General features: G+C 43.8%; 7 protein-coding genes. 3 read left to right on the top strand and 4 right to left on the bottom strand.

The genetic code is table 11. The features are described from left to right. Positions 1-113: 113 nt before the first annotated feature. Positions 114-629 carry a heme-binding protein gene (locus QUA42_RS15910; RefSeq protein WP_333037769.1) on the top strand — a complete coding sequence of 172 codons (516 nt, stop codon included), beginning with the start codon at positions 114-116 and terminating at the stop codon, positions 627-629. Here QUA42_RS15910 and QUA42_RS15905 read toward each other — a convergent pair. The 3 genes from QUA42_RS15905 to QUA42_RS15895 all read right to left on the bottom strand — a co-directional run bounded on the left by QUA42_RS15905 (position 616) and on the right by QUA42_RS15895 (position 3,576). Further along, positions 616-1,032 (bottom strand): secondary thiamine-phosphate synthase enzyme YjbQ, encoded by a 417-nt coding sequence (locus QUA42_RS15905; RefSeq protein ID WP_333062634.1) that lies wholly within the window; start codon positions 1,030-1,032, stop codon positions 616-618. The genes QUA42_RS15910 and QUA42_RS15905 overlap by 14 nt on opposite strands. A gap of 96 nt (positions 1,033-1,128) precedes the next feature. Then, a complete protein-coding gene (locus tag QUA42_RS15900; protein WP_333138114.1) occupies positions 1,129-2,229 on the bottom strand; it encodes a glycosyl transferase in 1,101 nt (366 codons plus the stop codon). Between the two features lie 333 nt (positions 2,230-2,562). Next, entirely contained in the window at positions 2,563-3,576 is a 1,014-nt protein-coding gene (locus QUA42_RS15895) for a hypothetical protein (protein ID WP_333138113.1), read from the bottom strand. Between the two features lie 122 nt (positions 3,577-3,698). On the opposite strand from QUA42_RS15895, the gene QUA42_RS15890 reads away from it, so the two are divergent. Further along, positions 3,699-4,265 (top strand): hypothetical protein, encoded by a 567-nt coding sequence (locus tag QUA42_RS15890; protein WP_333138112.1) that lies wholly within the window; start codon positions 3,699-3,701, stop codon positions 4,263-4,265. A gap of 4 nt (positions 4,266-4,269) precedes the next feature. Here QUA42_RS15890 and QUA42_RS15885 read toward each other — a convergent pair whose 3' ends face one another. After that, entirely contained in the window at positions 4,270-9,615 is a 5,346-nt protein-coding gene (locus QUA42_RS15885; protein ID WP_333138111.1) for an AAA family ATPase, read from the bottom strand. A gap of 443 nt (positions 9,616-10,058) precedes the next feature. Here QUA42_RS15885 and QUA42_RS15880 point away from each other — a divergent pair, with 443 nt between their 5' ends. Then, on the top strand, positions 10,059-12,527 hold the full coding sequence (locus tag QUA42_RS15880; protein ID WP_333138110.1) for an ATP-dependent Clp protease ATP-binding subunit: 2,469 nt from the start codon (positions 10,059-10,061) through the stop codon (positions 12,525-12,527). Positions 12,528-12,577: the final 50 nt, after the last annotated feature.

The following is a 12,577-nucleotide window of genomic DNA, read 5'->3' as shown; positions in this document are numbered from 1 at the left end:
TCAGCCTATTTATACCAGTTGCCAAAAATAATGCAACTGCAAGCAAGTTCCAAACCCTTGCGGAGTAAGTCTTCCCCATTATTCAATGTAAAATCTAAACTTTTAAATCTCAAATGGTATTACCTACTGGATTCCCTGAACCCGCACAGATTGGGGTCATAGAAGTTAAACAATATCCTCATTACCGCGCTGTCACCTACACCCACGCGGGCGATTTGCGACAAGCAACTGGCATTGCCTTCAATCCCTTATTTCAACACATCAGCAACAACCAAATAGCGATGACAACGCCAGTAGAAGCGCGCTACACGGAAACTTCCGGGCAAATCGATGCAGTTCCCCAAGCAGAAGTTTCGTTCCTCTATCCCGCACCAAATATCGCCCCCAGCAGCGTTAACTCCGCTGTAGAAGTCACAGATACTTCTCCGATGACAGTTGTCAGCATCGGCGTGCGCGGGGCCTACACTTGGGAAAGCTATGAAAATAACCTCCAGAAACTCAAAGATTGGCTTCAAGAACATCCCGAATACGAAATAGTCGGGCCGCCGCGCCGCTTTTTTTACAATTCCCCGATGACGCCGGAAGCAACTAAAATCAGCGAGGTACAAATTCCGATCAAGTGCCGCTGACGTGAACAACTAATTCGCGAATGTGACCCCGCTGGCGGTGTTCCCACAGGTAAATTCCCTGCCAAGTTCCTAACAGCAACCTGCCGCGATCGATCGGGATTTGTTCAGAAGTATGAGTCAGCGCAGTGCGAATGTGCGCCGGCATATCGTCTGGGCCTTCCGCATCGTGAATGTAGCGATCGCCCTCCGGTACCAGTTTAGCCAAAAAGTTAGCCAAATCCTTAAGTACATCCGGGTCAGCATTTTCTTGAATCACCAAACTAGCAGAAGTATGGCGCAAAAATAAACTACAAAGTCCCGTTTTAATACCTGAATTCGCCACCACATCTTCTATCTTAGGAGTGATTTTGCACAGAGATTTCCCTGTAGTTTGAATCTTGAGTATCTGTTGATAGTGATTCATTCGATTTTAGATTTTAGATTTTGGATGAGACTGATGCAAAAGTCTTCTGTCGGCGGAGGTAGACTTTGTTTGTGTAAGAGCGATTTCTAATTGCACTTATGAAAAATAGTCTACAACAGCTTGGGCGATCGCCTCCGTACCATTCTTATCCAATTTATCCGACCAACGCGGCGGATGCAGCGGTTGTCGCAAAAACTCCCAATCGCCCTCAAAAAACTCCGTCGCCGTCAAAATTTGATGTTCCGCATAATTTTGAATCCCTTCCAGCAACACCGCAGCTTCTGCAAAACCTTCTCTCATTATAGAAACAACAGGTATTTCCAAGCGCAAAGCTTCCGCAAAAGTGCTGTATCCCGGTTTAGAAACTAAGCGGCCGCAGACAGGCATAATATCGACCGGACGCGGTAAAATCGGGAAAGATGGTGCAAACTCCTGATTTTTGACATAAATCAAATTCGGCAAATCGGGAGCTCCCGCATCAAAAGTAATAAATTTCCAGTCGCTAAATTGCTGTAAATTTTGATAAGGAATTTCCTCTAAACCCAATCCGCCGAAAGTCAACAATACAGTTTTTTCCAGCGGTGTTTCGATGCCGAATACTTCCCGAATTTTTTCGTTACTGTAGCGAGGATTGCCGCCAGTCAAGCCCACATCTTGAATATTGGGGAAAGCTGCCATCGGTTCGTGCAAAGGAAGACGAAAAAGCCGATCGCACATTCCGAAACATTCACCAATCCAATCTGCCATTTCTACAAATTCCCCGCCCCAATCTCGATAGATAAAATCCCAGCCAAAATTGCTCATCATCCAGCAAGGAACGCCAGCCGCTGCCGCCATTCGCGTTGCCAAAGGAGGAATGTCTGCCAGCACCAAACCCACCCGATTTTGCTTGATAAAAGTAACTTCGCTCGCAATTAGGGAATTTTGCTTTTTCCGAATTTCCCGCAATTTTTCCAGCGTCGCGTCTTTATCCATATTCAAACTGTCAGCTTGCACGACACCCACATCAAAAGCGCGGGGACGGTGGATAAAGTCGCCACCAATATAACATTCTAGCAGCCAGCGAGGTGCTGTTGTTGTGATAATTAGTAAGATATCTGGATTTAATTCTTGAATTTTTGCAGCTACGGACGCAACTCGGACAGCGTGGCCGAATCCGTGATTCGTGATGGCAATATATAATGTTGGTCGAGACATTGATAATAGGGAATTGGGAATAGGGAATTGGGCATCGGGCATCGGGAATTGCGGTAGAGACAAAGAAGGCAACAATACCAAGCTTCAAGCGACGCAAAACCAACAATGACACAATTAATAACTAATGACTAATGACTAAGCGGTTGTGTATTTAACTTGTATATTCCTGGCGTTCCTCTGAGCAACTGCCCAGAAAATTTTTATTATTATTGACTATAATAAAATTGGTTTTTAATGATGAACGCTACTCCTCTATTTATGAATAAATTAAAACTAAAAACTTTCCTCCTAACTTAATTATAATTGTACAGGCATTGAATATGCAAGAACTCATCAATCGGACGCGCCCTTAGACCAAACAGGCAATTGATTAATCTTGTCCAGGGTTATATCTACATACTTTTTACCGTCCGCCGCCAGATTTTCCCCAAAATATCCATCATCGCCGTCGTGCTTGTGAGGGCCGCTCAAAGCTTCTGCATAGCGGCCTTGCAAACGAGCTTGATTGAAAGGAGAAGTTGCGTACCAGTACCAGCGACTCGGAAAAACTATGCCGCCAATATCCTCAATTGAATCGCGAGTGCCACGAAAATGGAAAACGCGATCGGCTTCTGCAAAACCATTTTCTCCAGAAAACACGCCCCCAACCGAAACAACCGTAATTTCTGCCTTCAGCCATTCTTTAAGATAGCGAGTAGCACCCAAAGCAACTTGTGCGCCGCCGCTAGTGCCAATTAAAATAACTTTCAAAGGTTGTTTAGAATTAACGGAAATGGGAGATTGAGCATTCATGCGATCGATAATTGCATTAGCAATTCCCTGATTATATGCAAAGCCGTAGCGATAATCTAGAGAAATTGCAAACCTCCAAAGGTTGCGAATTTTGATGAATATATTCCCCGCAATCGGCCCTTTTTGTGCCTGTTCTGCAAACCGCCAAAAAGGAGCTAGCCACCGCTCTCCTCCTAAACTTTTGTTAGACGCTGAATAAGGAAAAACATCGCCCACTGCTACGCACTGCGGGTGAGTTGTAACTAAACGCTTGAGAAAGAACTCTTCGCCAGGGGTTAATTCGTCCCCCGAAAAATCGCCAACTCCCGGTAAAAAGATGATATAGCAATTGAGTGGCGAAGACTTGCGCGCTTCTAGATTGCCCTTATTAGAGGGCAATATCTCCGGCGGATTTTTCTTGATACCCAAAGTTTCGGCACTTTGATTCAGCCACCATATAACAGTCCCCACCGGCGAAAGAATGCCCCAAATTATCAGGATTACACCTGCGATGATCAACAAATTTAAACTTCCCCCGCGCAGCCATGCAAGTATCCGTAAAATCAATCTTAGCATTTAATAAAATCTGGTAGAATGCCAATTAATTACTTAATTACCTAGAAATTGTTCGGTGATTCTGCTGTATTAGAGCTTATTTTGTAAAAGTTGTCAACTATCTTGAGGAGCAGGAGTTCAACGTGAAGGGAGAAGATTCAATTGCAGGTTTGGGCGCAACGCTTTGGAACGCACTTTCTTTGAACGGCAATTTTTACGAAAAAACTCCCTACACTGGCAGAACTAAGCGCATAGCTTTAACAATTGTAATTTTAGCTGCGCTGTCCCGCGTTTTGGGCAGCGCCGTCATCTTGTTAATCAATCGAACTGAGCTATCAGTGTTATTTTTAGCACTTTGGATAGATGGTTTGGCAGTGGCAGGGGGTTATTATTTTTGGACTTTCACTATCTTTAAAATCGGGGAGTGGCTGAAGCCGGGACACGTAACTTATGGCGAGTTGTTGGTTCCGATCGGCTTTGCTTACGCGCCCCAAGTGCTGAATTTTTTAACCTTAATTCCCTTGCTGGGAGAAGGAATAGAGCGGATATTAGCTGTCTGGAGTTTGCTAGCTGTAATTGTGGCGGTTCGCCAAGGTTTGGATATTCAAACTCGCTGGGCGGTGTTAATTTGTTTTGTGGGTTGGCCGTTGATCCAAATTGCGATCGGCTTTGTGGAAGTAATTAAACAGTTGCTTTCACGATGGCTTTAATTCATCAATACGGCAGCAGTATAGTAAACTCGCTGCCCTGTCCATGTTCCGACTTGCAAATTAACTTTCCTCCATGTTGTTCTACAACAATTTGATAACTGATAGACAATCCCAAACCACTCCCCTTACCTACCTCTTTAGTAGTAAAAAACGGATCGAATATTTTACCCAGCACCTCCGAATTCATCCCCACACCATTATCAACAATGCGAATCGCTACTTGATTTCCTTCCGCAACTTCAGTGCAAATCTGAATTGTCGGAGTCTGTTTCGAGTCAACTTCACTCCCACCTTCGCGACAAAAAGCATCAATCGCATTGGTCAGTACATTCATAAATACCTGATTAATTTCTCCCGGATAGCAGTTAACTAAAGGCAAATTGTCGTACTCCTTGATCACTTGAATATCAATGAATTTGTGATCCAAAATCATCAATGTGCTGTCGATACCTTCGTGAATATTAACCCATTTTTTATCAGATTCATCGAGCCGAGAAAAGTTTCGCAGCGACAGCACAATATCGCGAACCCTCGCAGCGCCCACTCTCATTGAATCTATCATTTTAGTAAAATCATTCATTAAAAAATCTAAATCTATTTGCTCTGTTTCATTTACTATTTCGGACACGGGATTTGGGTAATTATTTTGGTATAAACGTAGTAGACTTAGTAAGTTTTCAGCGTATTCGTTGGTGTAATATAAATTTCCATAAATAAAGTTAATCGGGTTATTAATTTCGTGAGCAATTCCCCCGACCACTTGACCTAAACTGGACATTTTTTCACTTTGAATTAGCTGCACTTGAGTGTGGCGAAGTTCTTCCAGTGCAGTATGCAAATTCTCAGTTCTTTGGGCTACTCGCGTTTCCAGAATATTATAAAAACGAGCATTTTCTAGAGAAATAGCTGCTTGTGCAGACAGGATTCCCAAAATTTCTACCCTGTCGCTAGTAAAAGCACCTTTTGTTAAATTATTTTCTAAGTAAAAAATTCCCGTAAGGTTGCCTTGATGGATAATTGGCAATACCAGGATAGATAGGGGTTGATTGGCTACAATATAAGGGTCAAATTGGAATTGCTCGGATCGGGTAGCATCATCTAAAACCAAGTATTTTTGGGTTCTTTCTACATAGTTAATCAATGAAATGGGGAGGCTCTCGGATTCGGCAATCGGGAGAGATTGTAACACGGTTACATCATTAAACTGACCTGTAAGTCCAGCTTCTATGAATAATTGATTACCTGTCTTGGCAAGAAATAATACTTTTTGAGCGCCTGCGTTTTCCTTTACAAGCTGTACGAGCTTCTCTAGCAAGCGGCTGAGAATAATTTCGCTCGAAACAGCTTGAGATGCTTTGACAACTGTTGATAAATCCAGCACCAAACTATTGTTGATAGTAGTTTTGGCAGTGGTGACAACATTTTTATATCTTGCGTCTTGATGGCGATCGACTAAATAAGGATAACGGGATTCTAAGTATTTAACTTTTGCTATAGCTCCCCAGCGGAGGTAGGCATAATAAGCTTTTGTCAGATAAGAGCGAGCAATTATCTCTTTATCCAAAGATTGATAAAACTCTCCAGCTAATTCATAAGCTAATGCTTCTTCTTGGATGTAACCGTTAGCAGCCGCTCCTTTAATAGCTAAGTCATAATAATCCATGGCTGCAAGTTTATCGCTGAAAAGTCGAGCTTTCTCAGCTTCAACTAACTCGTACTTGTGCTGATAATTCATGGGTGCATGGTAGGCCCACTTTTTCATAATTTGCTGATTAGAGTTAACAATAGCTAGGTATGCTTCTTGATTGTCACTGTCAGGATAGTGAGCAAGGAGGGCCAGCGAATAGTAGAAATTGTGTACCCCAACAGTGATTAAGCCGATCGCCCCATCTGCATATTCTGCCGCTAATTTACCGCGGGCAACAGCCGCAGCATAATCTTTCAATAAATAAAGGACGATCAATTTACCAACATACGCTGCAAACAGCGACATTCTATTATTTTCTTTCTGCCAACGGGACATCACAGCAGGTTCATCTAACCTGCCGCTAACTAACCGTACTTGCTCTGCTGTTTTGCTTCTTAAGCTTGAAGCAGTTACTTGCCAAATTTGAGCATAACCTAGGGCAAATTCGTGTTTATTTTTTAGTAAAAACTCCATATAAATGGTTTGTTTATCTTCGACATATTCTAGCGTTTCCCCCACCAAAAATAAATTGGTAATATAGTGCTTACAATTATAAATTGCCCATTCTAAATCTCCACTTTCGACACCAAATTTCATTCCTTCTATAAAGGAAGCAAGTGTATTCTTAGTAGACTCTTTCCAGATTCTTATATGACCATTAAACATTACATAAACCTTAGCTTTCTGTTGGCGAGCATTAAATTGTTCTAGCAGCTTTAAAGCGATTAATCCAGCGTAGTAGCCAGCTTCGATGTCGCCTTCGATGCCGCACAGAATCATTCCATAAAGAGTATAGGGAAAAGTAGCTAATGCTGAATGACCGCGATCGATACAAAGATTGACCATAGTCAAGACGAGGGAGGACACAATTTCAGGTTTAGCAATATAAGCAGGAGGATAGAGGGCTGTCAGGATTTCCATAGCTGCCAGTAGATATGGATCTGTCATAACTGGCAGGTTTTCTAATTCCTCAATTCGCGGCAATTTTGGCACTGCAATGGTTTCGTTGTCTAATAGGTTGAGTCCCAGCATTTCCAGCACTTCTAGACCTGTTTCAACAGCTTTTAGCATCTGGCTTTGAGCCTGATAAAATAGGATCTTGAGCTGATACACTTTCACTATGTCAAGCTGGTTTTTAGCCGCTCGCAAAACCACTTCTGCCAAAACTTCTGCTTGCTCAAAGTTGGTGTTTAAATATTCCGCTTCTAGCGTCTCTACATACAAGCGCAGCGTCATGCTATAGTTGCGGTCCCAGCTATCAGGTGCTAATAACGACATTCCCACATTCAAATACTTAACAGCAGGTTCGTAAGCATTAGCTGCTTTTGCCTTATGTCCAGCAATTAAATTTAATCCTGCTAATTCATCTTTTTCTGATTGCAGGATCAGACAATCAATTCCTACATTTAACTGGTTGATAATATCAAAAATTTTCTCTTCTACTTTATCGGCGGGCGTATTTTCCAACAGCAATTTACCGATGCTAAGATGAGTGGCTTTCTTTTCATCATCAGGAATCAGCGAATATGCAGCTTGCTGGACGCGATCGTGCAAAAATTTATAGCTGATTCGGGAAGAATCGAAAGTTAAATTAGCTCCTCCTTCTCCATCTAAAAATAAAGGAATGAGGTAACTCTCATTCAAAGGAAGTATTAACCCTGCTTGCAAAGCATCCCAAAGTTCAGTCGCCGTGACTGATGGAGATTTTGCGTTCACAGTAGAGAGAACATCTAAAGTAAATTTGTCCCCAACACAAGCAGCCAATTTCAAAACTTGTTGTGTAGTCTCTGGCAATTGTTGAATCCGACTGGCTACCAGTTCAACTACACTCTTATCTGTGATGCCAATAGCGTGAATCTCCTCAATGTTCCACTGCCACTCCCCTCTTCTTCCGGGAGACAGCAGCCGGGAAAAGTCAAATCTCAAAAGTTTTTCTTGATAAAGAGTGTTGAGCAATTGCGTCAAGAAAAAAGGATTCCCACCAGTCTTATTCCAAATTAACTCCGCTAAAGGTTGAATCCTTTCTGAGTCATTCAATGTCTCAGAAATTAACTCAGTAACCTGGGCTAAAGAAAGAGGTTCCAAGACTAAATTGTTGATAATAATACCCGTTTTTTGAAGGTACTCTACTGTTTGCATTAAAGGATGTGTAGAGCTAACTTCATGGTCTCGATAGGCTCCAATAAATAGTAAATATTTGCTATCTGGGTCAGTCGCTAGCAATTCCATTAATTTCAATGTCGCTGAATCTGACCACTGCAAGTCATCGATAAATATAACTAATGGATGCTCTTTTTGCGCGAATACGTGGATAAATTCTTTGAATAGCCTGTTAAAGCGGTTTTGTGCTTCTGTGGAGGCAAGTTCTGCAACGGCAGGCTGTTTGCCAATTACCAATTCTAGTTCGGGAATCACGTCAATAATTACTTGTCCGGCATCGCCTAGTGCGGCTAAAAGTTTATGTTGCCAATCTTGTAATTTTTTGTTATTTTCGGCAAGTAACTGCTGGATCAAAGATTGAAAAGCTTGAATTAAAGATGCGTAAGGTATATTCCGCTTGAATTGGTCAAATTTACCTGAAATAAAATAACCCCGCTGTTTGGTGATGGGTTTTTGAATTTCGCTAACTACGGCAGATTTGCCTATACCTGCATAACCCGACACTAGGATCAGTTCAATTTGGGAAGGCCAAGAATTTTCCTCGCAAGGATTAGCTACACGTTCAAATGCTGCCAATAGTTCGCTGACTTGTGTTTCCCGACCGTACAATTTTTGAGGGATCAACAACTGACTCAATATATCTAAGTTTCCGGGCGTAAAATCGACGATCTGGCCTGTAGTTTCTAACTGATGTAAACAAATTTCTAAATCGGCTAACAATCCGCCTGCTGTTTGATATCTATATTCGGCATTTTTTGCCATTAATTTCATCACAATTTGTGAAATGGCGGGTGGAATGTCTGAATTAATTTGATGCGGTAAAATTGCTTGAGAAGCTATGTGACTGTAAACTATTTCTAAAGGGTCGTTGCTCATAAATGGCAATTGACCTGTAAGCATTTCATATAAAGTGATTCCGACAGAATAAAAGTCTGTGCGGTAGTCGAGGGTGCGGTTCATTCTCCCGGTTTGTTCTGGAGACATATAAGCAAAAGTACCGACTATTGAGTTAAGATTATTAATTGGGGGAGTTTCTTTGGACAATCGTGAAGCAATCCCGAAATCTGTCAGTTTAATAATTCCTGTTTTGCTGTTGATGATGATATTGCTCGGCTTAATATCTTTGTGAATAATTTTTTGAAGGTGTAGATATTCTAAGGTTTTAATGAGTTGGATGCCAAACCTCACACAGGTGATGACTTCGAGCTTTTGTCTGGACATGAGGCGATCGATAGATTCGCCATTAAAGTCTTCTAAAAGCAAGCCGAGACGGTTATCAAAGGTTTCTAGGCTAATGACTTTAACTAGGCCCGGATGGTCTAAATGTTGGCGAATGCGATACTCGTGCTTGATCCGGGTAATTGCATCGAGTGTAGGATATTCAGCTTTCAGGATTTTGAGTACGGTTGTATCCTGGTGGGTGGGGATTTTTCCTCGATAAATAATCGTTTCGATACCTTCGTGGAGAGTGGAGTGGATTTGGTATTGCGAGAGAAATTGCATGGAGTTCTCCTCAGAGTTGAAAATATATCTGATTCTACTCGCTGTTCGCTGTTGACTGTGGGCTGTTGGCTGACGGCACGACCACTCTCAACCGTCACCAGTCTTGACAGGGCAACTGTTATATGCTTAATTCAACCATGTACTTAGGCAAAGAAAAATCAAGCTTTATTTACTCGGACAAGAATATAATTTCTACATAAAATGATAGTATTCAGGCAATAAAGCCATTTTGCTACTATTATTCTCAATTAATATCCGATCGACAGCGGACGGCAACCACACCCCTACTATTCGGGTCTCCCCACTGTCCCTACCCCTTTAGCAAGATACATTGTTATAGAAGGAAATACACAAAAATTTACATCTATAATTTGTGTAGTGTTCCAAATCGCTCCTCACCAGCAGCGATACAGCCCTCGCCAAGACAGTAGGATAGAAAAAATATGTTTGAACGCTTTACAGAACAAGCCATTAAAGCAATCATGCTAGCCCAAGAGGAAGCGCGACGCCTCGGTCACAATTTTGTAGGCACCGAGCAAATTCTTCTGGGACTCGTCGGCGAAGGCACTGGCATCGCTGCAAAAGTATTACTGGATATGGGCCTCAACTTGAAAGAGGCGCGCAATGAAATCGAAAATATCATCGGTAGAGGTTCCGGGTTCCTCCCACCGGAAATTCCTTTTACGCCCCGCGTCAAGCGCATTTTTGAGACGGCGCTGAACGAAGCGCGACAGTTAGGCCACAATTACATCGGCACCGAGCACATCCTGCTGGGGCTGATTCAGGACGATGAAGGGGTGGCGGCGAAGGTGCTGCAAAACTTGGGGATCGATCGCCAGAGAGTCCGCACGCAGGTAATTCGTGCCGTGGGAGAAGTCGCGGCGGTACCCGGAGCTAGGGGAGATAGTGGCGATCGCAAAATCCCAACTTTAGAAGAATTCGGCACAAACCTGACCAAGTTAGCGGCCACCGGCAAACTCGACCCCGTAGTGGGCCGCGAAAATGAAATCGAGCGCGTGATCCAAGTGCTAGGCCGCCGCACGAAGAACAATCCAGTGTTAGTAGGCGAACCGGGAGTGGGCAAAACAGCCCTCGCCGAAGGCTTAGCCCAGCGGATTGTTAATAGAAACGTCCCGGAAATTTTAGAAGACAAACAAGTAATCAGCCTCGATATGGGTTCGCTGATTGCTGGTACAAAGTTCCGAGGCGAATTTGAAGAACGGCTGACGAAAATCATGGCCGAAATTCGCGCTGCCGGCAACATCATTCTGGTAATTGATGAAATTCACACCTTAGTCGGTGCAGGCGCAATTCAAGGCAGCATGGACGCCTCCAATATGCTCAAACCCGCCCTTGCTAGAGGTGAATTGCAGTGTGTCGGCGCCACTACCTTGGACGAATATCGCAAGCACATCGAGCGCGACGCTGCCTTAGAACGCCGCTTCCAACCGATCAAAGTCGGCGAACCGAGCGTGGCTGAAACAATAGAAATATTGTACGGGTTGCGATCGGCTTACGAACAGCATCACAGACTGACAATTTCCGACGCAGCTTTAGAAGCAGCCGCTACACTGTCAGACAGATACATTAATGATCGGTTTTTGCCAGACAAGGCGATCGACTTAATTGACGAAGCAGGTTCCCGCGTCCGCGTGATGAATTCACAAACCCCGCCCGAAGTTAAAGAACTCAAAAAGCAACTGCCTGCAGTAACAAAAGAAAAAGATGCAGCAGTGCGCGAGCAAGACTTCGACAAAGCTGGAAAATTGCGCGATCGCGAATTAGAAATTGAAGCCGAAATCGCCGAAGCTACGATCAACAAAAGCCAACTCAAAACTTCTCCCATCGTCACCGAAGAAGACATCGCCCACATCGTGGCTAATTGGACGGGAGTACCAGTCAGCAAGCTGACAGAATCGGAATCGGAATTGCTGCTGCACATGGAAGATACTTTGCACCAGCGATTGATCGGTCAAGAAGAAGCTGTCAGCGCAGTTTCTAGGGCTATCCGTCGCGCGCGGGTAGGCTTGAAAAATCCAAATCGCCCGATCGCCAGTTTCATCTTTTCCGGTCCCACAGGCGTCGGCAAAACGGAACTTACAAAAGCCCTGGCAACTTATTTCTTCGGTTCTGAAGAAGCCATGATTCGGTTAGATATGTCCGAATTCATGGAACGCCACACGGTTTCCAAACTCATCGGTTCGCCTCCCGGTTACGTCGGCTACGATGAAGGCGGCCAACTAACAGAAGCAGTCCGGCGCCGTCCTTACACGGTCATCTTGTTCGACGAAATCGAAAAAGCTCACCCGGATGTCTTCAACATGATGCTGCAAATCTTGGAAGACGGCCGCTTGACGGATGCTAAAGGTCGGACAGTAGACTTTAAGAATACACTGCTGATCATGACCTCAAACATCGGTTCGCGAGTGATTGAAAAAGGTGGTGGCGGTCTCGGTTTCGAGTTTGCTGAAAGTGCCGCAGACGGTCAGTACAACCGCGTTCGCAGCTTGGTAAACGAAGAACTGAAACAGTTTTTCCGTCCCGAATTTATCAACCGCTTGGATGAGATTATCGTCTTCCGCCAGTTGAACAGGGAAGAAGTCAAGCAGATTGCGGACATTATGTTGCAACAAGTCTTCAGCCGCTTAACCGAACAGGGTATTACTTTGTCGGTGACGGAACGGTTCAAGGACTTGTTAGTTACAGAAGGCTACAATCCCAGCTACGGTGCTCGACCTTTACGCCGCGCAATCATGCGGTTGTTGGAAGATGTACTGGCTGAGGAAATGCTGTCTGGGAAGCTGAAAGACGGCCAAAAGGCGATCGTTGATGTGGATGAAAACGGTCAGGTTAAGGTAGTACCCGATGGTTCATCTGAGCCGAAATTGCCAGAATTCGCATTGAGCCATTAATGCGCTCCACAGACGGATAAATACTGTTGATTAAAAACCCGGTTTCTTTG

Source organism: Microcoleus sp. Pol11C2, from assembly GCF_036701505.1.
GTDB lineage: Bacteria > Cyanobacteriota > Cyanobacteriia > Cyanobacteriales > Microcoleaceae > Microcoleus.
The sequence above is the reverse complement of the archived record's forward strand: the minus strand, read 5'-3'. Positions and strand labels throughout refer to the sequence as shown.

Coding starts and splice junctions, on each gene's coding strand:
- QUA42_RS15910 (WP_333037769.1), top strand. CDS start 114: ATGGTATTACCTACTGGATTCCCTGAACCCGCACAGATTGGGGTCATA.
- QUA42_RS15905 (WP_333062634.1), bottom strand. CDS start 1,032: ATGAATCACTATCAACAGATACTCAAGATTCAAACTACAGGGAAATCT.
- QUA42_RS15900 (WP_333138114.1), bottom strand. CDS start 2,229: ATGTCTCGACCAACATTATATATTGCCATCACGAATCACGGATTCGGC.
- QUA42_RS15895 (WP_333138113.1), bottom strand. CDS start 3,576: ATGCTAAGATTGATTTTACGGATACTTGCATGGCTGCGCGGGGGAAGT.
- QUA42_RS15885 (WP_333138111.1), bottom strand. CDS start 9,615: ATGCAATTTCTCTCGCAATACCAAATCCACTCCACTCTCCACGAAGGT.
- QUA42_RS15880 (WP_333138110.1), top strand. CDS start 10,059: ATGTTTGAACGCTTTACAGAACAAGCCATTAAAGCAATCATGCTAGCC.